Annotated in this window: 20 protein-coding genes; 6 read left to right on the top strand and 14 right to left on the bottom strand. The window is 69.7% G+C overall.

Translation table 11 applies throughout. From position 1 onward, the window contains the following. Nucleotides 1-7 precede the first annotated feature (7 nt). The 11 genes from CTJ15_RS08280 to CTJ15_RS08230 all read right to left on the bottom strand — a co-directional run bounded on the left by CTJ15_RS08280 (nucleotide 8) and on the right by CTJ15_RS08230 (nucleotide 13,915). Complete coding sequence (locus CTJ15_RS08280) at nucleotides 8-2,785, bottom strand: EAL domain-containing protein (RefSeq protein WP_075821354.1); 2,778 nt, start codon at nucleotides 2,783-2,785, stop codon at nucleotides 8-10. Between the two features lie 215 nt (nucleotides 2,786-3,000). After that, on the bottom strand, nucleotides 3,001-3,663 hold the full coding sequence (locus CTJ15_RS08275) for a GntR family transcriptional regulator (protein ID WP_099781459.1): 663 nt from the start codon (nucleotides 3,661-3,663) through the stop codon (nucleotides 3,001-3,003). 149 nt (nucleotides 3,664-3,812) lie between these two features. Then, nucleotides 3,813-4,574, bottom strand: a complete 762-nt coding sequence (locus CTJ15_RS08270) for a cold-shock protein (protein WP_099781458.1) — start codon at nucleotides 4,572-4,574, stop codon at nucleotides 3,813-3,815. Between the two features lie 228 nt (nucleotides 4,575-4,802). Beyond that, nucleotides 4,803-5,594, bottom strand: a complete 792-nt coding sequence (locus tag CTJ15_RS08265; protein WP_019460655.1) for a xanthine dehydrogenase family protein subunit M — start codon at nucleotides 5,592-5,594, stop codon at nucleotides 4,803-4,805. Nucleotides 5,595-5,606: 12 nt separating this feature from the next. After that, nucleotides 5,607-6,110 (bottom strand): (2Fe-2S)-binding protein, encoded by a 504-nt coding sequence (locus CTJ15_RS08260; RefSeq protein ID WP_075821351.1) that lies wholly within the window; start codon nucleotides 6,108-6,110, stop codon nucleotides 5,607-5,609. A gap of 267 nt (nucleotides 6,111-6,377) precedes the next feature. Then, nucleotides 6,378-7,400 (bottom strand): ABC transporter ATP-binding protein, encoded by a 1,023-nt coding sequence (locus CTJ15_RS08255; protein WP_019460653.1) that lies wholly within the window; start codon nucleotides 7,398-7,400, stop codon nucleotides 6,378-6,380. Beyond that, nucleotides 7,397-8,389 carry an ABC transporter ATP-binding protein gene (locus CTJ15_RS08250; protein ID WP_019460652.1) on the bottom strand — a complete coding sequence of 331 codons (993 nt, stop codon included), beginning with the start codon at nucleotides 8,387-8,389 and terminating at the stop codon, nucleotides 7,397-7,399. The genes CTJ15_RS08255 and CTJ15_RS08250 overlap by 4 nt, the downstream gene beginning before the upstream one ends. Before the next feature lie 6 nt (nucleotides 8,390-8,395). Continuing rightward, nucleotides 8,396-9,259: an ABC transporter permease gene (locus CTJ15_RS08245; RefSeq protein ID WP_085977403.1), complete on the bottom strand. Its 864-nt coding sequence runs from the start codon at nucleotides 9,257-9,259 to the stop codon at nucleotides 8,396-8,398. A gap of 44 nt (nucleotides 9,260-9,303) precedes the next feature. Next, complete coding sequence (locus tag CTJ15_RS08240) at nucleotides 9,304-10,245, bottom strand: ABC transporter permease (protein WP_019460650.1); 942 nt, start codon at nucleotides 10,243-10,245, stop codon at nucleotides 9,304-9,306. A 6-nt stretch (nucleotides 10,246-10,251) separates the two neighbouring features. Continuing rightward, nucleotides 10,252-11,850 carry an ABC transporter substrate-binding protein gene (locus CTJ15_RS08235; RefSeq protein ID WP_075821350.1) on the bottom strand — a complete coding sequence of 533 codons (1,599 nt, stop codon included), beginning with the start codon at nucleotides 11,848-11,850 and terminating at the stop codon, nucleotides 10,252-10,254. 415 nt (nucleotides 11,851-12,265) lie between these two features. After that, nucleotides 12,266-13,915: an ABC transporter substrate-binding protein gene (locus CTJ15_RS08230; protein ID WP_075821349.1), complete on the bottom strand. Its 1,650-nt coding sequence runs from the start codon at nucleotides 13,913-13,915 to the stop codon at nucleotides 12,266-12,268. A gap of 209 nt (nucleotides 13,916-14,124) precedes the next feature. On the opposite strand from CTJ15_RS08230, the gene CTJ15_RS08225 reads away from it, so the two are divergent. From CTJ15_RS08225 to CTJ15_RS08205, 5 genes are all read left to right on the top strand, one after another. Then, nucleotides 14,125-14,511: a GtrA family protein gene (locus CTJ15_RS08225; RefSeq protein WP_226946086.1), complete on the top strand. Its 387-nt coding sequence runs from the start codon at nucleotides 14,125-14,127 to the stop codon at nucleotides 14,509-14,511. Then, nucleotides 14,508-15,431: a glycosyltransferase gene (locus CTJ15_RS08220; protein ID WP_027297176.1), complete on the top strand. Its 924-nt coding sequence runs from the start codon at nucleotides 14,508-14,510 to the stop codon at nucleotides 15,429-15,431. The genes CTJ15_RS08225 and CTJ15_RS08220 overlap by 4 nt, the downstream gene beginning before the upstream one ends. 144 nt (nucleotides 15,432-15,575) lie before the next feature. Continuing rightward, nucleotides 15,576-17,327, top strand: a complete 1,752-nt coding sequence (locus CTJ15_RS08215) for a type I secretion system permease/ATPase (protein WP_019460645.1) — start codon at nucleotides 15,576-15,578, stop codon at nucleotides 17,325-17,327. Next, nucleotides 17,324-18,700, top strand: a complete 1,377-nt coding sequence (locus CTJ15_RS08210; RefSeq protein ID WP_019460644.1) for an HlyD family type I secretion periplasmic adaptor subunit — start codon at nucleotides 17,324-17,326, stop codon at nucleotides 18,698-18,700. The genes CTJ15_RS08215 and CTJ15_RS08210 overlap by 4 nt, the downstream gene beginning before the upstream one ends. Beyond that, on the top strand, nucleotides 18,690-18,998 hold the full coding sequence (locus tag CTJ15_RS08205; protein ID WP_019460643.1) for a hypothetical protein: 309 nt from the start codon (nucleotides 18,690-18,692) through the stop codon (nucleotides 18,996-18,998). Before CTJ15_RS08210 ends, CTJ15_RS08205 begins: the two co-directional genes overlap by 11 nt. A gap of 43 nt (nucleotides 18,999-19,041) precedes the next feature. Here CTJ15_RS08205 and CTJ15_RS08200 read toward each other — a convergent pair whose 3' ends face one another. Next, complete coding sequence (locus CTJ15_RS08200; RefSeq protein ID WP_226946085.1) at nucleotides 19,042-19,779, bottom strand: glycerophosphodiester phosphodiesterase family protein; 738 nt, start codon at nucleotides 19,777-19,779, stop codon at nucleotides 19,042-19,044. A gap of 97 nt (nucleotides 19,780-19,876) precedes the next feature. Here CTJ15_RS08200 and CTJ15_RS08195 point away from each other — a divergent pair, with 97 nt between their 5' ends. Beyond that, nucleotides 19,877-20,185, top strand: a complete 309-nt coding sequence (locus tag CTJ15_RS08195) for a hypothetical protein (protein WP_019460641.1) — start codon at nucleotides 19,877-19,879, stop codon at nucleotides 20,183-20,185. Between the two features lie 30 nt (nucleotides 20,186-20,215). Here CTJ15_RS08195 and CTJ15_RS08190 read toward each other — a convergent pair whose 3' ends face one another. Both CTJ15_RS08190 and CTJ15_RS08185 read right to left on the bottom strand, forming a co-directional pair. Next, a complete protein-coding gene (locus tag CTJ15_RS08190; protein WP_019460640.1) occupies nucleotides 20,216-21,148 on the bottom strand; it encodes a nucleoside hydrolase in 933 nt (310 codons plus the stop codon). Next, entirely contained in the window at nucleotides 21,145-22,332 is a 1,188-nt protein-coding gene (locus CTJ15_RS08185; RefSeq protein WP_075821347.1) for an amidohydrolase, read from the bottom strand. Before CTJ15_RS08185 ends, CTJ15_RS08190 begins: the two co-directional genes overlap by 4 nt. Nucleotides 22,333-22,405: the final 73 nt, after the last annotated feature.

Genomic DNA, 22,405 nt, shown 5'->3' with positions numbered 1-22,405 from the left:
GCGGGGGTCAGACCTGGGGACCGGCGCTTGCCCAGGGGGTCTTTTCCAGGAAGGCCTTGATCTCGCCGGCCGGGCGGGGCGGGCTGAACAGATAGCCCTGACCTTCCTCGCAGCCCTGGCGCAGCAGCATCTCGTGCTGCTCCGGGGTTTCCACCCCTTCCGCCAGGGTGATCATGCCCAGGCTGGCGCCGAGGCTGGTCACCGCGCGCACGATGGCTGCACAGTCCTCGCGCCCACCCATGTCGCGGACGAAGGACTGGTCGATCTTCACCTTGTCGAAGGGGAATTTCCGCAGGTAGCTCAGCGAGGAATAGCCCGTGCCGAAATCGTCCAGCGCGATCCGCACGCCATGCCGGCGGATCTGGTGCAGGGCGGACAGCGTGTCCTGCGTATCCTCCAGCAGCACTGTCTCGGTCACTTCCAGCTCCAGCCGGTCCGGCCGCAGGCCCGACCGTTCCAGGGCGCCGAGGATCTGCTGCACCAGCACCTCCCCGGCGGCGAACTGGGTGGCCGACAGGTTCACCGCGATCTTCAGGTGCGCGGGCCAGGTCGCGGCCTGGCGGCAGGCTTCCTCCAGCACCCAGGCGCCGATCGGCACCATCAGCTCGCTCTGTTCGACGAAGGGCATGAACTCCGCCGGAGAGACCAGCCCGCGATGCGGATGGCGCCAGCGGATCAGCGCCTCGAAGCCGACCGCCTCGCCTGTGCAGAGGCGCAGGATCGGCTGGTAGAACAGCTCGAACTCCTGCCGCGCCAGGGCATGGTGCAGATCGGCTTCGAGCTGCCGCCGGGACTGCATGGCCCTCTCCATCTCCGGCTCGAAGAAACGGAAGCGCCCGCGCCCCTCCGCCTTCGCCTGGTAGAGGGCGAGGTCGGCCTTGCGCATCAGCGCGTCCTCGCCCTCCTCCTCGCCGGGCAGGAGCACCGCGATGCCCAGGCTGACCCCCACGCGCAGGGTTTCCCCGCCCAGGCGGCAGGGCAGGCTCAGCTCCGCGATCAGGCGCTCCGCCAGGGTGGCGGCATCCTCCGCACGCTCCAGCCCCGTCTGCAGCACGGCGAACTCGTCGCCGCCGAGCCGTGCCACCGTGTCGATGCTGCGCACGCAGCGCCGCAGCCTCGCCGTGGCCTCCCGCAGCACCGCGTCCCCGGTGGGATGGCCCAGCGTGTCGTTGATCTCCTTGAAATGGTCGAGGTCCAGATACAGCAGCGCGCAGCCCTCGCCGCGCCCGGCCCGTGCCACGGCGGCGCTCAGGCGCTCGCCGAAAAGGCTGCGGTTCGGCAGGTCGGTGAGCGCGTCGTGGCGCGCCATATGGGCGATCCGCGCCTCGGCGGAACGCCGGGCGGTCACGTCCTCCAGCGTGGCGATCCAGCCGCCATCAGGCATCTGGCGCAGGTTGACCGACAGGAAGCGGCCATCCTCCAGCTCCCAGGAGAAGGCCCAGCGGCCGCGGCGAACCGCCCTGCCCTCCGCCGGCCCGCCCGGCTGCGGGTCCTTCCGGAGATGCGAGCGGAGATTCCGGAGATCCTGCCGGGTCAGGGCGCCACCGGCCAGGACGGCGGCAAGGAGGCTGGACACCGGATGCCCGATGGGGGCAGTGCCGTCCTGCAGGCCCAGGATCGCCAGGAGGCGCTGGTTGGCCACCTGCAGGATGCGGGATGCATCCAGCATGCAGATGCCCTGCACGAGATTGTCCAGGGCGACGCCGAAGCGCATCGCCTGGAGGACGCGCTCGTGCTCCGCCTGCTCGCGCTCCCGCAACAGCTCCAGCTCCGCGCGGCTCTCCGCCGCCTGGGCCCGGGCGATGCGGCTCTGGTTGAGCAGTTGCCGCCGCCCCAGCAGCGTCATGCCGAGTACGCCGGCCTCCAGCAGCAGCGCCGAGCCGAGGAGAAGCCATCGCTGCCGCCGCCATCCTTCGAGCAGGGCGTCGCGCGTGCGGCTGACGGCGATGACCAGGGGGTTGAGTTCCAGGGAGCGCAGGACAATGACGCGCGACATTCCGTCCATGCCGGTCTGCTCGCGCAGCGTCCTGGTCTCACCGGGTTCCGGCGCCTGCCCTATCCGTGCCCTCACGATGCTGTCCGCCCTTGCATCCAGCGGCGGGAAGCGCGAGAGCACCAGGCCGTCCAGATGGATCAGGGTGATGGCCATGCCAGGCAATGTGGCCAGCTTGGCGTAGAAGCTCTCGAAATAGCTGAACGGCATGGCCACCAGCACGAAGCCCAGGAGATCCCCCTGGGCACCGAGGATGCGGCGGCCGATCCAGATCCGCCGGCGCATCCCCTCCGGGGTCCCGGGCGGATCGCCGATGATGCGGTCCTCCTCCTCCAAGGACAGCATGCTGGCGATCCAGTCCCGCGACAGGGGCGGCCGCGGCTGGTCCGCTCCCCCCACGCCCAGGACGGCACGGCCCGAGCGGTCATAGACACCGATGGTCTCGATCTGCGGGAGGCCGGCGACCCAGTCCTTGAGGCGCCGCCTCAGCTCCGGCGCGACACTGGCACGCGCGAGGTCATCCACATTCTCCACGCCGCGCTCCCGCAGGCCATCGGTGATGCTCAGGTTGATCAGTTCGATCGACTGGAAGGCCCGGTCCGCCTGATCCGACAGCGCCAGGGCCAGGCGCTCCAGATCCTGCGTCCCGGCGACGAGGGTGCGCTCGCGCAGATCCCGCAGGAGGAGGAAGGTGCCGGCCGCGATGGCCAGCGCCAACGCCAGGCTCCCTGCCAGCAGGAATGCCGCGGAACGGGAGGTCCCGTTCCGGTCCTGCCAGGCGCAGCGATTCATCGGCGTTTCCCCCCACATCGGGAAGGCGGCCGGCCATCGCAGGTTGTGAAGACCTCGCGCTGCCCGATGAAGCGCCCCCGAGAGATGTGAGGAGCGCCCCCAGCAAACTCCCTTGTCAGGAAAGATGCCACCGAAAGTTGCATTTCAGCCCATGTCTGGCACCGAAATTCCATCGCATCAACCTGCGCGGCAGCACCGTCTCCGAGGGCCGCCCGCTACAGGACGGTGCCGGCCTCCGGCGCGGTCAGGGCGGAAAGCACGCCGGTGCGGAAGGTCCAGACCGCCTCGTGCATGGCGCGGGCAGCATCGGCCGCGCGCCCTTCCAGCACGGCCAGAAGGAGGTTCTCGGCGACCGGCGTGTCGGAACCGGCCTGCCCCGGTCGGAGCAGCATCATGCGGCGCGATTCGTCCAGCAGGCGGCCGATCTGATGGGACAGGCGCTCGTTTCCGGAGAGATCCGCGACACGCCGGTGGAAATCGTGCCGCGTCTCCAGCCTCTCGACGAGACTCGCCGCCGCCATGGAGCGTTGCCTTGCCTCGGCCAAGGCCGTGTCGCCCGAAGTCACGCGCCCGGCCGCGCGCCGCGCCGCCTCGGGCTCCAGCAGAAGGCGCAGGTCGAAGACCTCGTGGATGTCGCGGATGGTCACCAGCGACACCACCCAGCCACGACGTGGCACGGCCTCGACCAGCCCTTCCTCCGCCAGTCGGGCCAGCGCGGCCCGGATCGGCGCCTTGCCGAGGCCGAGGCGCTGCGCCGTGCTGCCTTCCGCCAGGGTCTCGCCGGGGCGCAGGCGGCAGTCGATGATCTCTCTGCGCAGCCGGTCCATGGCCTGCCGGGTCAGCGAGGCATTCGGCATGTCCGGGGCGGATTCTGTCATGGCGCTGCCTCTCCAACTGACATGTCAGATGAGGATTATCCCGGTTTCCGTCGCGTGCCACAAGAAGGCGGCGGGCCGAGCAAGGAACCGCACGCAAAAAACCCCCGGCACCACGGGCGCCGGGGGTCTTTCCGTCCAGAAGGACGAAATCAGTTGTCCTTGAGCACGACCGCCTGACGGCCACGCTGCCCGTCACGGACCTCCAGCGCGACCTTCTGGCCCTGCTGGACATCCTGGACGCCGGCGCGCTGCAGCACGGAGGAGTGCAGGAACACGTCCTGGCCACCATCGTCCGGCGTCACGAAGCCGAAGCCGCGCACCTGGTCGAACCACTTGACGGTGCCGCCGACGGCGTAGGTCGGGCCACCCTCGTCGCGGCCGAAGTCACGGCGCGGCGGCGGACGGTCGCCGAAATTACCACGCGGCGGGCCGCCACGGTCGCCGAAGCCGCCGCCGCCGCCGAAGCCGCCACGGTCGCCGAAGTCACGGCGCGGCGGACGGTCGCCGAAGCCACCGCGATCGCCGAAGCCGCCGCGCGGCGGGCCACGGTCGCCGAAGCCGCCGCCGAAGCCGCCACGGTCGCCGAAGTCACGGCGGGGCGGACGGTCGCCGAAGTCACGGCGGGGCGGACGGTCGCCGAAGCCGCCGCCGGCATGGCCGCCGGGGCCCTTCTTCAGCTCGGTGATGCGGGTCACCAGGCGGCGTCCCTGGCGGTCCGTGCCGATCTCGCAAACCAGCTTGTCGCCCGTCTCGGGGGGCTCGATGCCAGCTTCGGTCAGGGCCGATGCGTGGAAGAAAACGTCCTGGCCATCGGGGCCAAGCACAAAGCCGAAGCCTTTACGCCCGTTATACCACTTCACCTCGGCCTCGACGGCGCCGGTGCCACCCTGGGGGTCGTTGTCGGGAAACACTGTCTCTTTCGCCTACGCAACTTCCACGGCCCGACGGAATGCAGGACCGGTGCGATGATGGTCGCACGCACTCATGCGGAAATCTAGCCGAAACGACAAAACGCGGGGTAAAGACATGCAATTTTACGCTGCGGATGCTCCGCCGCCAGCCAGGGTGCCGGACGGCTCCCCGGCGTCTCGTGCGGCGGTCCGTCTCCCGGGGCTTTCCGCAAGCGGCCGCGCAGGGCTTCAGCCGGCGTCCAGCACGGCCCGCCTGGCCATCACCGTGACGAGATGCGCCCGGTACTCCGCTCCGCCGTGGATGTCGCTGAGCAGGTCGTCCGGCGGCTGGCGAATCCCCGCCACCGCTTCCGGACTCCAGCCCGCGGCCAGGGCCGCCTCCATCTCCGCCTGCCGGAAGACGCCAGGGCCAGCGCCGTTCACCACCACGCGCACCCCCGCCGGTCCTTTCGCCACGAAGACTCCGGTCAGCACATAGCGCGAGGCCGGGTTGCGCATCTTCGCGTAGCCGGCCTTTTCCGGCACCGGGAAGCGCAGGGCGACGACCAGCTCGTCCGGCTCCAGCGCCGTGGTGAACATGCCCTGGAAGAACTCGTCGGCCCCGATCTCCCGCCGGTCGGTCACGAAGCGGGCGCCCAGCGCCAGGGCGGCGGCCGGATAGTCGGCGGCCGGGTCGTTGTTCGCCAGGCTGCCGCCGATGGTGCCGCGGTTGCGGACCTGCGTGTCGCCCAGATGGCCCGCCATGCGCGCCAGGGCGGGAATCGCCTGCCGCACCACGTCGCTGTCCTGGATGTCCGCATGGCGCGACAGGGCGCCGACGACCAGCGTGTCGCCCTCCCGGCGGATGCCCTTCATCTCGGCGATGCCGGTGAGGTCCACCAGCGAGGAAGGCCGGTTCAGCCGGTGCTTCAGCGCCGGCAGCAGGGTCTGGCCGCCCGAGAGCGCCTTGGCCTCCGGATCGGCCAGGAGCTTCACCGCTTCGGCGAGGGAGGAAGGCTTGTGATAGGCGAAATCGTACATGGTGCCCTCCCCTTACTCGGCCGCCGGGGCAAGGGCCGGCTTGCGGCCGTGCATCACCTGCTGCGCCGCGTCGATCGCCGCCACGATGTTATGATAGCCCGTGCAGCGGCAGAGATTGCCCTCCAGCCCGTGCCGGATCTCCGCCTCGGACAGCCCCTCGGGATGGCGCTTCACCAGGTCGATGGCCGACATCACCATGCCCGGCGTGCAGAAGCCGCACTGGAGCGCGTGATGCTCGCGGAAGGCCTCCTGCATCGGATGCAGCGTGCCGTCCGGCCCGGCCAGCCCCTCGATGGTGGTGACCTCGCTGCCCTGCGCCTGCACGGCCAGCACGGTGCAGGACTTCACGCTCTCGCCATCCACATGCACCACGCAGGCGCCGCACTGGCTGGTGTCGCAGCCGACATGGGTGCCGGTCAGGCGCAGCTTCTCGCGCAGCAGCTCCACCAGCAGGGTGCGGCCCTCGACCTCCACCGTATGCGCCGTGCCGTTCACGTTCAGTGACACCTGAAGCATCGCACCCCTCCCCATCCCTGCTGCGTCGGATCGATAGTCGCCATCGGCGATGGCCGGCGAAGATCCCGGCTTTCCGGCAAGAGTCCGGCCCCTGGCGGCCCACGTCAAGCAGGGCATTGATTGAGAGCGATTCTCAGATGAGCGCCGCACCGGCCCGCGCCGCCTGGGAATGGCGGGGCGGGAACGGAAAACGGGCGGAAGAGCCACGGGCCCTCCCCCCGCCGCATCGCGCGCCGGAGCCGCGGGGCCCCGGCCCGGCGTCAGGCTTCAGACATAGGCCGGCACGTTGCGGGCCAGCGGGTTCTGCTCCTCCGGCAGGTCGTGCAGGTGGCAGGCCGCGAAATGCCCGCTCTCCGTCGGCTTCAGCCGCGGCTCGTCGGTGCGGCAGCGGTCGAAGACATAGGGGCAGCGCGTGTGGAAGCGGCAGCCGGAGGGCGGGTTGATCGGGCTCGGCACGTCGCCCTTCAGCACGATGCGCTTGCGCCCGGCACCCGGTTCCGGCACCGGCACGGCGGAAAGCAGCGCCTCCGTATAGGGGTGCTTCGGCGCGGCGAAGAGCTGCCGGCGCGGCGCCACCTCCACCATCTTGCCCAGGTACATGACCGCCACGCGGTGCGTCATGTGCTCGACGATGGCGAGGTCGTGGCTGATGAAGAGCAGCGCCAGGCCGAGCTCCTTCTGCAGGTCCTGCAGCAGGTTCACGATCTGCGCCTTCACCGACACGTCCAGGGCCGAGACCGCCTCGTCGCAGATGATGAGGTCGGGTTCCGCCGCCAGGGCGCGGGCGATGCCGATTCGCTGCCGTTGCCCGCCGGAGAATTCGTGCGGCCAGCGGTTGATGGCGTCGCGCGGCAGGCGGACCGTGTCCATCAGCCTGTAGAGCCGCTTCTCCAGGTCGTCGCCGCTCTTGGCCATGCCGAAGTTGCGGATCGGCTCGGCCAGGATGTCGCGCACCCGCATGCGCGGGTTCAGCGAGGAGAAGGGGTCCTGGAAGACCACCTGCATCCGCCGCCGCATCTTCCGCAGCGTGCCGAGCGGCATGTCGTCGATGCGCTGTCCATCCAGGACCACCTGCCCCTCGGTGATGTCGAAGAGACGCAGGATGGCCTTGCCGACGGTGGACTTGCCGCAGCCGGATTCGCCTACGACGGAAAGTGTCTCGCCCCGGTTCACCGAGAAGGAGACACCGTCCACGGCATAGACATAGCCCTTCACCCCGCCAAGCAGGCCGCCGCGGATGGGATAGTGCTTCTTGAGGTCGATGACCTCCAGGACCGGCGTGCCGCTCATGCCGCGAGCGCCTCCTTCTCCGCATAGTGGCAGGCCGCGAGATGGCCGGGCGCCTTCAGCTCCAGCGCCGGGGCCACCTTGCGGCAGAAATCCGTGGCGTAGGAGCAGCGGCCGGCGAAGACGCAGCCCTGGATCTTCTGCTTCAGGCTGGGCACCAGGCCGGGGATCTCGGCCAGCCGCTCCGTCTCGCCCGTCAGGGAGGAGCCGAGCTTCGGCACGGCGCCGAGCAGGCCCTGGGTGTAGGGATGCTTGGGCGCGCGGAACAGCTCGCCCACCTCCGCCTCCTCCACCTTGCGGCCGGCATACATGACGATCACCCGCTCCGCGACCTCGGCCACCACGCCCAGGTCATGGGTGATCAGCACGATGGCCGCGCCGACCCGGTGCTTCAGGTCGCGCATCAGGTCGAGGATCTGCGCCTGGATGGTCACGTCGAGCGCGGTGGTCGGCTCGTCGGCGATCAGCAGCTTCGGATTGCAGGCCAGCGCCATGGCGATCATGACGCGCTGGCGCATGCCGCCGGAGAGCTGGTGCGGGTACTCCTTCACCCGCCGCTCCGGCGCCGGGATGCCGACCAGCTTCAGCATCTCGATGGCGCGCGCCTCCGCCTGCCTGCGGTTCATGCCCTGGTGCAGGCGCAGGCTTTCGCCGATCTGCTTGCCGATGGTCAGCACCGGGTTCAACGAGGTCATCGGCTCCTGGAAGATCATGCTGATCTCGTTGCCACGGATGGCGCGCATCTCGTGGTCCTGGAGCTTCAGCAGGTCCTTGCCCTCGAAGCGGACGGAGCCGGCGATCCGGCCCGGCGGCTCGGGGATGAGCCGCAGGATGGACATGGAGGTGACCGACTTGCCGCAGCCGGACTCGCCCACGATCGCCACCGTCTCGCCGGCATTGACGTGGAAGCTCAGCCCGTCGACGGCGCGGTTCACGCCGCCGTCGGGGGTGCGGAAATGGGTCTGGAGGTTCTCGACTTCGAGCAGGGCCATGTCAGGTCAGATCCTCTTGGCCGCGCGCGGGTCGAGCGCGTCGCGCAGGCCGTCGCCCAGCAGGTTCACCGCCAGCACGGAGATGGACAGGAACAGGGCCGGGAAGAAGACGATATAGGGCTTCACCTGCCAGAGGGCGCGGCCCTCGGCCATGATGTTGCCCCAGGACGGGATGATCGGCGGCGTGCCGGCGCCGATAAAGGACAGGCTCGCCTCGATCAGCATGGCGGCGGCGCAGATATAGGTCGCCTGCACGGTCATGGGCGCGATGGTGTTGGGCAGGATGTGGCGCCAGATGATCACCGGCGTGCGGGTGCCCGAAGCGACGGCCGCGTCCACATAGGGCTGCTCGCGCAGCGAAAGCACCACGCCGCGCACGAGGCGCGAGACGCGCGGGATCTCGGCGATGGTGATGGCCAGCACCACGTTGCCGACCGAGCCGCGGCTGAGCGCCATCAGCGCGATGGCCAGCAGGATCGAGGGGATGGACATCAGCCCGTCCATCACCCGCATGATGATGCTGTCCGCCCAGCGCACGAAGCCGGCGAAGAGGCCGATGGCCAGGCCGATCACCGAGGCGAAGAAGGCCGTCGCGAAGCCCACGATCAGCGAGACGCGGGTGCCGTAGAGCACGCGCGAATAGACGTCGCGCCCCAGCATGTCGGTGCCGAACCAGTACATGGCCGAGGGCTCGCGCGTGCGGCGCGCCGGAGCCAGGGCGGTCGGGTCCACCGTCCAGAGATAGGGGGCGAAGACGGCGACGAAGACCAGCAGGGCGAGCAGGAAGCCGCCCAGGGCGATGGTCGGGTAGCGCCGGATGAAGCCGATCGCGCCCTTGCGGACCTTGGCGACCGGCATGACGTCCGGCATCGGCGGCGCGGCCGCGGTGCTCCGCGGCTCGAGGACGGAGGTGCTCAATAGCGGATCCTCGGATCGAACAGGGTGTAGAGCAGGTCGATGCAGAGATTGACCAGCACGTAGGTGAAGGAGAAGAGCAGCACGACGCCCTGGATGATCGGGTAGTCGCGGCGCAGGATCGCATCCACCGTCAGGCGGCCGAGGCCGGGTATGGCGAAGACGCTCTCGGTGATCACCGCGCCGCCGATCAGCAGGGCGATGCCCAGGCCGATCACCGTCACGATGGGCACGGCGGCGTTCTTCAGCGCGTGCAGGAACAGGATGCCCGTCTGGCCGACGCCCTTGGCGCGGGCGGTGCGGACGTAGTCCTGCTGCAGCACCTCCATCATCGTGGCGCGGGTGATGCGGGCGATCAGCGCGATATAGGCGCTGCCCAGCGCCAGGGACGGCAGGATCAGGTTGGCGAACCAGGGGCCGATGCCCTGGGACAGCGGCGTGTAGCCCTGCACCGGCACCCAATCCAGGCGCAGCGCGAAGAAGTAGGCGAGCAGGTAGCCCACCACGAAGGTCGGCACCGAGAAGCCCAGCACCGCGAAGCCCATCACGAAGCGGTCGATCCAGGACCCTGCCTTCCAGGCCGCGACCACGCCCATCGGCACGGCGATGGTGATGGCGATCAGCAGCGTCAGCACCATCAGCGACAGCGTCGGCTCGATGCGCTGCGCGATCATCGTGCTGACCGGCAGGTTGGTGAAGATCGAGGTGCCGAGGTCACCCTGGATGATGTGCCAGGCCCATTCGCCGAAGCGCACCAGGAAAGGGCGGTCCAGGCCGAGCGTGGCACGGATGCGCTCCACATCGGCAGGCGTCGCCTGGTCGCCGGCGATCACCGCGGCCGGATCGCCCGGCGCGAAGTAGAGCAGCGAGAAGACGAAGAGCGCGACGATCACCATCACGGGGATCGTCGCCACGATTCGACGGAGGATATACGAGAACATGGACCCTTATGCCTTGGAAACGCCCCAGAAGACAGGGAACGGCGCCTGCACCACGCCGGAAACGTTCCGCCGCCATGCCTGGTAGGACAGGAAGAACCCGGTGGGGGCGTAGAGGCCCGCCTCCACCGCCGCGATGTTGAGCTTGTCGATGGCCGCCTTCTCGGCCGCGAAATCCGGCGCGGCGAACCACGCGTCGCGCGCCGCCTCGACCGCATCCGACTTCGGCCAGCCGAACCAGGCAGCGTCGCCATTGGCGCGGATCGGCGTATAGGCGGCCGGGTTGATGCAGTCTCCGCCGGCATGCCAGGTGTGGAACATGTTCCAGCCGCCCTGGCCCGGCGGCCCCTTCACCGCGCGGCGGGCACCCACCGTGCCCCAGTCCGTCGCCACGAAGTCGAGCTTGAAGCCGATGCGTTGCAGCAGGTCGGCGGTGACGTCGCCCTGCGCCTTGGTGATCGGCTGGTCCTGCGCCACGATGCAGGTGACGGGGCGGCCGTCATAGGAGGAGGAGGCGAGCAGCTTCCGCGCCGCCTCGATGTTGCGCATCTTCAGGATCTCGCCGCCCGCCTCGGTGTAGAGCGGCGTGCCGGGGGTGAAGTAGCCGGCCATCGGCTTCCACAGGCTGTCGTCGTCGCCGACGATCGCCTTCATGTAGTCCTCCTGGTTCATCGCCATCATCACCGCATGGCGCACCTTCACGTCGTCAAAGGGCGGCTGGGTGTGGTTGAACCGGAAGTTGCCGATGTTGCCGAGCGGATCGGCGATATCGACCATGACGTTGCGGTTGGCCTTCAGCATCGGGATCAGGTCGCTGATCGGGCTTTCCCACCAGTCGATCTCGCCGTTCTGCAAGGCGCTGGAGGCCGTCGCCGCGTCGGGCATGACGATCCACTCGATCCGGTCGACCAGGGCCTGCTTGCCGCCCGCCAGCCAGGAGCCCGGCTCCTGCCGCGGCCTGTAGTCGGCGAACTTCGCGAAGACCGCCCTGGCGCCCGGCACCCATTCCTCCCGCATGAAGCGGTAGGGGCCGGAGCCGACGTATTCCTTGATCTGCTCGAAGGGGTCGGTCTTCGCGATCCGCTCCGGCATGATGAAGGAGCAGGGTGCGTTCACCTTGCCCAGGGCGAGCAGCATCTTGGGATAGGGCTTCTTCAGCGACCAGCGGATGGTGCGGTCGTCCACCGCCACCAGCTCGTTCTGCTGCGCCCGGATCATCTGCCCCATCGGGTCGCGCACCGCCCAGCGGTTCAGGCTGGCCACCACATCCTTCGCCAGCACCGGCGTGCCGTCGTGGAACGTCAGCCCGTCGCGCAGGCGGAAGGTCCAGACCAGCCCGTCGGAGGAGACCTCCTCGCTTTCCGCCATCTGCCGCTGCGGCTGCAGCTTGCTGTCCACGCCATAGAGCGTGTCCCAGACCAGGGTGGCGGCGTTGCGCACCACATACTGGGTGCCCCAGATCGGATCGAAATTGGCAAGGTTTGCCTGGGGAACGAAGCGCAGGGTCTTCGCGGCCGCACCCTGCGCCAGCGCGGGGGCGGAAAGGCCCGCCGTCGCGGCAACGATGCCTAATCCGGCGCCAGTCCTCAGGAACGAACGTCGATGCATCGAAAGCGAATCTCCTAAGCGGCGCCCGGGAGAGCGGCCATGTGGAAAAGGCTCCGTGCAGGAACGGCGGACGCCATGCCTGTTGGAACCTCGCCATGAGCCAGCACAATGCATGCCACTCCCGGACCTCCCCCCGCCTGGACCGGTCGCTTGGCCGGAGAAGCGTTATTTTCCTTGCGGCGAGCCTAACACGGGACGCCCCGGTCTCCGCGAGAGGAAAACAGGCGCCGGATCACGGGAAAATGTCATCCGTATTGCGGAAACGTGACGAAAATTCGATCTGATGCTTCAGCCGATAGCTGAAGTCAGCCGCGCAACCCGTTGATGATGCAGAAAACAGGTGCGAATGCGGGGTGGCACCCATCATGCCCGGCCCCTGGCCCGGCCTTCCCGCGGGAAGGCCGGGTGGCCGAGGTCAGGCCGTGCGCTGCACGTTCCAGAACAGCGGCATGCCCTTCAGCACGCCACTCAGCGTGCGGCGGTAAGCCGTGGCCTGGAAGTACTGGCCCAGCGGCAGGTAGGGCACGTCCTCGAAGGCCTGCTTCTGGACCTCGGCCGCGAGCTTCTTCTGCGCCTCCAGGTCCGGCGCCTCCAGCCAGGCGGCGCGCAGCTCCTCCAGCTTCGGTGCGGTCGGCCAGCCGAACCAGGCCTTCTCGCCATTGCCGCGCAGGGACTGGCTGACAGCGGGGTTGAACATGTCCAGCCCGGCCCAGAAGGTGAAGAAGATGCTCCAGCCGCCCTTGGACGGTGCCTCGCGGCTGGCGCGGCGCTGCACCACCGATCCCCAGTCGGTGGAGATGAACTCCACCTCCATGCCCGCCTTCTTGAACATGTCGGCGCCGACCTGGGCGAGCGCGTTCAGCGAGGGGAAGTCGGAGGCGGCGATCAGGGTGATCTTCTCGCCCTTGTAGCCGGCGGCCTTGAGATCGGCCTTCACCTTGTCGTAGTCGCGCGGGCTGGTCAGCGCCTCCATCCCGACATCGCTGGCCATCGGCGTGTCCGGCGGGAAGAAGCCGACATTGTCGCGCCACAGGCTGCGGTCGTCGCCGATCACCGCCGACATGTAGTCCGCCTGGTTCACCGCGCCGAGCAGGGCGCGGCGGATGGCCGGGTTGTTGAAGGGCGGGTGCAGGTGGTTGAAGCGGCAGATCGCCACCAGCCCGGTCGGGTCGGGGATCTCGACCACGATGTTGCGGTCCTTGCGCAGCACCGGCTGCAGGTCGGCGGTGGGCTGCTCCCACCAGTCCATTTCGCCATTGGTCAGGGCGTTGGAGGCGGTGGCCGCGTCCGGCATCACCGTCCATTCGATCCGGTCGAAATGCGCCAGTTTCGGCCCGACGGTCCAGTTCGGCGTGCCGTCCTTGCGCGGCACATAGCCCTCGAAGCGCTTGTAGACGATCTTCGAGCCCGGCACCCGCTCCTCCGGCACCCACTGGAAGGGGCCGGAGCCGATGACCTCCTTCACCGGCGTGGCGGGGTCGGTCTTGGCGATGCGCTCCGGCATGATGAAGCAGATCGGGGTGGAAGGCTTGCCCAGCGCGTCGAAGAGCAGCGGGAAGGGCTTCTTCAGCCGGAAGAGGATGGTCTTCTCGTCCGGTGCCGAGAGCTCCTCCGTCACCGCCATCAGGGCCTGGCCCAGCGCGTCGCGCGCCGCCCAGCGGCGGATGGAGGTGACGCAGTCCACCGCCTTCACCGGCTGGCCGTCATGGAACTTCAGCCCGTCGCGCAGGGTGATGGTGACGCGGCGGCCGTCCTCCTCGACCTTGTGGCCCTCGGCCATCTGCGGCTGCGGCTTGTAGTCCTCGTCATAGCCATAGAGCGTGTCCCAGACGAGGAAGCCGTGGTGGCGGGTGACATAGGCGGTGGTGACGATCGGATCGACCACGGCGAGGTCGGCCTGCGGGATGAACTTCAGCACGCGCGGCGCGGCGGCCGGTGCGGCCGCTCCCGGCGCGGCGGCCGGGGCCGCGGGCGCCGGCCTGCCCGCCTGGGCATGGCCGTTCTTCGGCAGGGCGGAGGCCATTCCGGCCAGGGCGACGCCGGCCAGCAGATCACGGCGGAACATCGGACAACCTCTCCAGATGTCGGGTTTGTCAGGAAAGGAAGCCCGCCCCCGGACGCGGCGCAAGCCCCCGCCCCCGTAACGGATCGTATTCCCCGCCGCCGGCCGGCCGGGTGCCGGGCGCTTGGCTTTCGCGCGCCGCTCGCCTATTGCCCTGCGGCATGGAGGCCAGCCTTGCCACGAACGACCGAAACGGCCCGGGGCCCCGGGCCGTGCTGAGGCAGATGTGGCGCTTCGGCGTGGTCGGCGGCATCGGATTCGTGGTCGATTCCGCGGTGCTCATGGCCGCCATCGCCCTTGGCGCCGGCCCCTATGGCGGACGGGTGCTGTCCTATCTCGCGGCGGCCACCACCACCTGGGCGCTGAACCGGGCCTGGACCTTCCGCGGCCGCGGCGCCGGGCCGGCGCACCGGCAATGGGCGCGCTTCCTCCTGGTGAACCTCGTCGGCTTTGCCCTGAACTACGGAACCTACGCCCTGCTCCTCTCCAACATGCCGCTGGTCGCGGCGCACCCCGTGCTCGGCGTGGCCGCCGGCGCGCTGGCCGGCATGGGCGGGAACTTCGCCCTGTCCCGCCGCTTCGTCTTCACCGACCGATGACGGAACCCCGCATCGCCGTGCTCGTCCCCTGCCGGGACGAGGAAGCCGCCGTGGGCGAGGTGGTGCGCGGCTTCCGCGCCGCCCTGCCCGGCGCCACCGTCTATGTCTATGACAACAACAGCACCGACCGGACGCGGGAGGTCGCCGCCGCCGCCGGGGCGGTGGTTCGTTCGGAGAGCCAGCCCGGCAAGGGCAGCGTGGTGCGGCGGATGTTCGCCGACATCGAGGCGGACGCCTATGTGCTGGTGGACGGCGACGGCACCTACGACGCCTCGGCGGCCCCGGAGATGGTGCGCCGGCTGCTGGAGGAGCGGCTGGACATGGTCACCGCCATCCGGGTGGACGAGAGCGTCGGCGCCTATCGCCCCGGACACCGCTTCGGCAACCTGATGCTGACCGGCATGGTCCGGCTGGTCTTCGGCAACCGGATCACCGACATGCTCTCGGGCTACCGCACCTTCTCGCGGCGCTTCGTGAAATCCTTTCCTGCCCTGGCGCATGGCTTCGAGACGGAAACCGAGTTCACCGTCCATGCCCTGGAGCTCCACCTCCCGGTCGGGGAACTGCCGACCCCGTATCGCGAGCGGCCGGCCGGTTCCGCCTCCAAGCTGCACACGATCCGCGACGGCGTCCGCATCCTGGGCACCATCGCCGCCCTGGTGCGGCGTGAGCGCCCCCTGCCCTTCTTTGGCGGCCTGGCCGCCCTGCTGCTGTTGCTGGCGGCGCTGCTGATGATCCCGGTGCTGGAGACCTATCTGGAAACCGGGCTGGTGCCCCGCATGCCGAGCTTCCTGGCATCGGTCGGGCTGACCATCCTCGCCTGGCTGTCGATCGCCTGCGGCCTGATCCTCGACACCGTCACCCAGGGACGGCGGGAGGCCAAGCGGATGGCATATCTTTCGATTCCGTCACGATATTGATTCCATCGCAAAATTAATACAAACTTCCGCGAGGGTTAATTATACTGGCGGTTGTACTCTTTAACCTTCGGGAACCTGTTCGTTGGTATTGGACTACCCCGCGTACCGCCGTGATCCCGCTTCTTCCCCGGAAAGGAATTCCGCATGACGCCTCCCAAGGAGATCCGGGAAAAGGACACGGTGTTATCGCGGGCACTGGCCGCCTGCCGGCAGCAGTTCATCGGCGTGGCGCTGTTCAGCGGCGTGGTGAACGTGCTGCAGCTCACGATCTCGCTCTACATGATGCAGGTCTTCGACCGCGTCCTGGCGACGCGCAGCACCGACACGCTGCTCTGGCTGACCGTGGTCGCGGGCAGCGCGATCCTGCTGCTGGCGGTGCTGGAGGGTGTGCGCGGGCAGGTGATGCAGCGGGCCGCCGGCTGGATCGAGGCCCGGGTGGCGCCCGAAGGCTTCCTGCGCGCCCTGGAGGCGCAGCTTCGCGGCCGGACCTACCGCACCGAGGCGCTGCGGGACCTTTCCCTGGCGCGCAACTGGCTCGGCAGCCCAGCGGCGCTCGCCCTCTATGACGTGCCCTGGGTGCCCATCTACCTCGCCGTGATCTTCCTGCTGCACCCGCTGCTCGGGGCCGTGGCGCTGGGCGGTGCCGTCCTGCTCTTCGTACTGACCCTGCTGGGCGAGGCGGTGACCTCGCCGCTGCTGAAGCAGGCGGGCACGGCCAGCCTGCTCGCCAACCGCCGGGCGGAGATGCTGATCCGCAATGCCGAGGTGATCGACAGCATGGGCATGGCCCCGGCCGTGCTGCGCCGCTGGCGGGAGGCCGTGGCCGACGGCACGCCGCAGCAGGAGCGCGCGGCGAACCGGGCGGCGCTGCTGATGTCGGTAACGAAGTTCACCCGGCTTGCCCTGCAGATCGCCATCCTGGGCCTGGGCGCCTGGCTGGTGCTGCGGCAGGAGCTGACCTCCGGCGCCTCCATCGCGGGCTCGATCATCATGGGCCGCGCCCTGGCGCCGGTGGAGCAGGTGATCGCCGGCTGGAAGGGCCTGGTGCAGGTGCGCCAGGCGTTGCAGCGGCTGAAGACCTTCCTGGCGCTGCCGCGCCTGCGCCCCGCGGGCATGCCGCTGCCGGAGCCCAAGGGCCGGCTGGTGGCGGAGCGCCTCGCCTATGCGCCGCCGGGCCAGACGGCCGCGGTGATCAAGGGGCTGAACTTCGCGATCGAGGCCGGGGAGAGCGTGGCCATCATCGGCCCCTCCGCCGCCGGCAAGACCACGCTGGTCCGCCTGCTGATCGGCACGCTGGCGCCCAGCGCCGGGGCCGCGCGGCTGGACGGGGCGGATGTCTCCACCTGGCTGCGCGAGGATCTCGGCCGCCACCTGGGCTACCTGCCGCAGGATGTGGAGCTCTTCGAGGGCAGCGTCTTCCGCAACATCGCCCGCATGGGCGAGGCGGAGCCGGAGGACGTCTTCGCCGCGGCGAAGCTGGCCGGCTGCCATGAGATGATCCTGCGCCTGCCCCAGGGCTACGACACCGAGGTCGGCGAGGCCGGGCAGCAGCTTTCCGGCGGCCAGCGCCAGCTGGTGGGCCTGGCCCGCGCGCTCTTCGGCCAGCCGAAGCTGCTGGTGCTGGACGAGCCCGACAGCAGCCTGGACGGCGATGCCGAGGCGCGCCTGCTCCATGCCCTGCGCGAACTGCGGGAGCGTGGCACCACCGTGGTGCTGGTGAGCCACCGCCCGGTCCTGGTCCAGGGCGTGGACAAGGTGATGCTGCTGCGCGACGGGCAGATCGATGCCTTCGGCCCGCGGCAGGAAGTGCTGAACCGCGTCATGGGGCCGCGCCCGGCCGTGGCCGCACCGCGCAACCCCGCTTCCCTGCCCGGCCAGCCTGGAGTTGCCGCATGAGCGCGAATATCGCCCTGCCGCCCGGCGGCGGCCCCCTGACCCCGGCCTCCGCGGGCCATCCCGGCCTGCCGGAACTGGTGCTGGACCTGCCGCGCCCCCGCACGCGCGGGCCGATGCTGCTCGGCATCGCCAGCATCGCGCTGTTCGTCGGCGGCTTCGGCACGTGGTCCTTCACCGCCCCCTTGAGCGAGGCCGCCATCGCCCCCGGCGTCATCAAGGCCGAAGGCAACCGCCGCGCCGTGCAGCACCTGGAAGGCGGAATCGTGCGCGAGATCCTGGTCCGCGACGGTGACGAGGTGAAGGCCGGGCAGGTCCTGATGCGGCTGGACGACACCCAGTCCGATGCCACGCTGGAAAGCTCGCGCGGCACGCGCTGGGCGCTGATGGCGCAGGCGGCCCGGGACGCGGCCGAGGTGGCGGGCGCCACGACCGTCGCCTATCCGGCGGAACTGCTCTCGTCCGACGATCCTCGCGCGCGGGAGGCGATGACGGGGCAGAGCATCCTCTTCGCCAGCCGCCTCGCCAGCCTGGCCAGCCAGATCCAGGTGCTGGAGTCCCGGCTGGGCCAGTACAGCGCCTCCATCCTGTCCAGCCGGGCCCAGATCACCAGCCAGCAGCGCCAGCTCGACCTGCTGCGGCGCGAGGAAACGGATGTGCGGGCGCTGGTGGCGCAGGGGCTGGAGCGGATGCCGCGGCTGCTGGGCCTGCAGCGCCAGATCGCCTCGGCCGAGGGCAATATCTCCGACCTGCAGGGGCAGGTCGAGCGGGCCGAGGCCCAGATCGCCGAAACCCGGAACCAGCTCCGCAACACCCGCGACCAGCGCGTGCAGGAAGCCTCCACCGATGCGCGGGAGGTCGATACCAAGCTTCGGGAGCTGGAGGAGCGCATCCGCGCCGCGCAGGACGTGTCCACACGCCGCGAGATCCTGGCGCCGGTCGATGGCGTCGTGATCAACAGCCATTTCTTCAACGCCGGCGCCGTGGTGAAGCCCGGCGACACGGTGCTGGAGATCGTGCCCGAGCGCGACCGGCTGGTGGCGGAGGTGAAGGTCTCGCCCACCGACATCGACGTGGTCCATAACGGGCTGGAGGCCGAGGTCCGGCTGCCGGCCTTCAAGCAGCGTCTGGTGCCCTATCTGCACGGCCACGTCACCTTCGTGGGCGGCGACGTGAACCAGGAGCCGCAGCGTGGCACCGAATACTACCGCGCGCAGATCGTGATCGAGCAGGACCAGCTCGCCAAGCTGGAGAATGTCTCGCTGAAAGCCGGCATGCCGGTGGAGGCGCAGATCAAGATCGGCGAAAGGAGCTTCTTCCGCTACATGATGCAGCCTCTGATCGACAGCTTCCACAGGGCCTTCCGTGAGCAGTAGCAACAAGCCGGCCCCGGCCGCACATCCCTGCATCTTCAGCGACGGGATCATCGATGCCCAGGTGCGCCACGGCGTGGCGCGCTTCACCCTGGGCCAGACCGGAACGGACGGCCAGCTCGCCCCGGCGGGCCAGCTCGTCCTGCCGCTGACTCAGCTTCCCAACCTGATCGGCAGCATCACGCGGCTGCTGCAGGAGCTTGAGGCGCGCGCCCGGCAGGCGCAGCAGCAGCAGGGCACGGCGGCGGCGGCCGAACCGGCTCCGCCAGCCGGGGGCGCCTTCCGCTTCTCCACGGACTGAGGCTTCCGGGCGCCCCTGGTGGCGGGGCGCCCGATCCCGGCCCCTATTCCCGCTCGTCGCGCATCCGCATGGCCAGGACGGGGTCGTCGCTGGCCATCGCATCCACACCCAGATCCAGCATGCGGCCGATGCTGTCCGCGTGGTTGCCGCCCCAGACGGCGACCCGCAGGCCGGCCGCGCGCAGGCCCGCGACCAGCTCCGCATCCATCACGCTGGCATGGGTCTCCACCATGGAAAGCCCATGGGCCCGCGCCACGCCGATGATCCCCGGCAGGCCGAGGCCTTCCAGCATGGCCGGGTCGAAGAGCCAGGCGACATGGTCGAAGCCGCCCGCCGCCTGGGCCGCGGCGGCGGTGGGCGCATGGAAGGCGATGATGCCGCAGCGCCGCCGCATCCCATGCCGGTCCAGGATCGGGAGCGCCACCTCCAGGAGGCCGGGATAGGGCCTTCCCCGCGCATCGGTCTTGAGCTCCACCTGCAGGCCGCAGGAGGATGAGGCGACCAGCTCGGCCACATCCTTCAGGTGGGGGATGCACGCGCCGCCCGCCCCACGCAGGCGGAGGCGGGTCAGCTCCTCCGCCGTATGCTCGGCCAGCAGGCCCTGTCCCTCGGAGGTCCGCTCCAGCCTGGCGTCATGGAGCACGATCGGCTGTCCATCAACCGACAGGTGTATATCGCACTCGCAAAATTCAACCTTGAGATGAGTTGCGCTGCGAAACCCGTCAATACTGTTCTCGGGCCACAAAAATGCACCGCCGCGATGCCCGATGATTTTTGTCATAGGCAGCATTTTCTCCCATCTTCTTGAAAGGGTGGAACTGGATGCGCATTGGGCCTATTCGTATTCTCACCTGCCCTGAAGCGTGGAACGTGGTGAGATGTCGCTCATTCTGGTTCTGTATGACTTGCCACAAGGCGCGACCGAGGTTCTGGAACAGGCGATCTGGGAAGTCTCGGAAAGCCACTGGATCGCCAATGCGAACGCTCTCTTTGTTTCGAGCGACATGTCGGTGAGCTACCTTTCCCAGCATCTTCGTGGCGCCCTGCGGCGCAACGGGATCGCCGGGCCGATCCTGGTGATGCGCATGGCGGAAGATATCGCCACGGACGGCCTGCCGCCGGATGCCGCCTCCTGGCTGCGGCAGCAGGTGGAACTCCCCATGCCACGAGGCGCCCGGGCGAACTGAGGCCCGGCCCGCGCGACGGGCCGCCATGGCTCATGGCAGTGAGGCCAGGCGCCCGGCCAGGGCCTCGAAGAACGGCTCAGGGTCCAGTGTCTCCGCGACGTGGATGTTCGGCGGCTGGCGCATCCGGTTCCAGCGGTCGATATGCGTGCGCCCCCGGCCGATGCCGGTGCCGCATTCCACCTCCACCCAGGCTTCCCGAAGGCCGAAGAGTTCCGGCCACAGCACCAGCGCGACGGCGCAGGGGTCGTGCAGCGGAAAGCCGCGATGCCCGAAGCGGCGCGAGGCCGGCACGCCGCGCAGGATGGCGCAGGCGGCCTCCAGGCAGGTCCCCTTCCCCATCCCGGCCAGCCGCTCCACCACCGCGGGGGTGACGAAGGCCTGGGCGGTGAGGTCCAGCGTCACGAGGCTGACCGGCAGGCCGGTGGCGACCAGGGCGGCCAGGGCCTCGGGGTCGGAGGCAGCGTTGAACTCCGCCGAGGGGGTCCAGTTCCCTTCGCCCCAGGCACCGGTCATCAGCACGATCTCGCGCACACGGTCGTGCAGGTCCGGCTCGGCCAGGAGGGCCAGGGCGAGGTTGGTGGCCGGTGCCAGTCCGACCAGCGTCACCTCGCCCGGGGCGGCGTGGCGCAGCAGGTCCCGGATGGCATCCGCCGCCCGGCCCGGCGCGGCGGGCGGGCCTTCCGGCAGGCGCACCCCGGCGAGGCCATCCGCCGCATGCACCGCCGTCTCGGAACGGAATTCCCCCAGCAGCGGGCGGCGGGCACCGCCCACCACCGGCACGGCCCGCCCGGCCAGCCCGACAATGGCGCGGGCATTGGCGAGCGTCCGCTCCAGCCCGACATTGCCGCCGCAGACCGTCACCAGCCGGACATCCAGCTCCGGCGAGGCGAGCGCCAGCCAGAGCGCCAGCGCGTCGTCCGTGCCGGGGTCGCAGTCGATGACGGTGGCGCGGGGTGGGTTCATCCCAGTTCCGCCTCGACCAGGCTGCACCAGTAGGCGGCGCCATGCGCCAGGATCTCGTCGTTGAAATCGTAATGCGGGTTGTGCTGGTAGCCTTCGGGATGGCGCGGCGCGCCCATGCCGATGAAGGCGAAGGCGCCGGGACGTTCCAGCAGCATGAAGGCGAAGTCCTCGCCCGGGGTGATCGGCTCGGGATCGTCGTCCACCAGGACCTCGCCCACCGTGGCGCGGGCGGCACGCAGCGCGACCTGCACCTGCTCCGCATGGTTCACCGTGGGCGGCGTGCCGTGGATGTAGCGGGCCTCCACCGTCACCTCGTGCGTGGCGGCGATGTTCTCCGCGATGGCCAGGATGCGGCGCTCCAGCAGCGCGCGTTCCTCGTTGCGGAAGGCGCGGGCGGTGCCGCGCACCACCACCTTCGCCGGGATCACGTTCGGTGCCTTGGCATCGCCGGCCGCGATATGGCCGACGCTGACCACGCCGCTCTGCAGGGGATCGATGTTGCGCGCGACGATGCTGTGCAGGGCGGTGACGAACTGCGCCGCCGCCAGCGTGGCATCCGCCGCCAGGTGCGGCCGCGCGCCATGTCCGCCCTTGCCGGTGAAGACGGCCTCCCAGGTATCGGCGCTGGCCAGGGCGCGGCTGCGCGGCACGGCGATGCTGCCCACCGGCATGTCGAGCATGTTGTGCAGGCCATAGACCGCATCGACGGGGAAGGTCTCGAACAGCCCTTCCCGGATCATGCGGTCGGCGCCGCCGAGCCCTTCCTCGGCGGGCTGGAAGACGAAGTGCACCGTGCCGGAGAAGCGGCCCGGGTTCCGCGCCAGCCACTTCGCGGCGCCAAGCAGCATGGCGGTGTGGCCGTCATGGCCGCAGGCATGCATCGTGCCGGGCGCCCCGCTGGCATAGGGAAGCCCCGTCACCTCGCCCATCGCCAGCGCGTCCATGTCGGCACGCAGCCCGATGGCCCGGTTGCCGCCGCCGCTGCTCCCCTTGCCACGCAGCGTGCCGACCACGCCGGTTCCGCCCAGCCCCTCGGTCACCTCGATCCCGGCCTCGCGCAGTTCCTTCGCCACCAGCGCGGCGGTGCGCGTCTCCTCGAAGCCGAGCTCCGGATGGGCATGGATGTCGCGGCGCCAGGCGGTCATCGCCGGGGCGAGAGGGGCGAGATCCTCCGGTGAGGGCATAATTCGTCTCCAGACTGGATAGCGGGCTTGCTTTCCGGCGCCGGGCGGTATCATGCCACGCGCCAGACATCAC

It is taken from the genome of Roseomonas sp. FDAARGOS_362 (assembly GCF_002754815.1).
GTDB lineage: Bacteria > Pseudomonadota > Alphaproteobacteria > Acetobacterales > Acetobacteraceae > Roseomonas > Roseomonas mucosa.
Note: the sequence above shows the minus strand (reverse complement) of the source record. Positions and strands in the feature narration are given on the sequence as shown.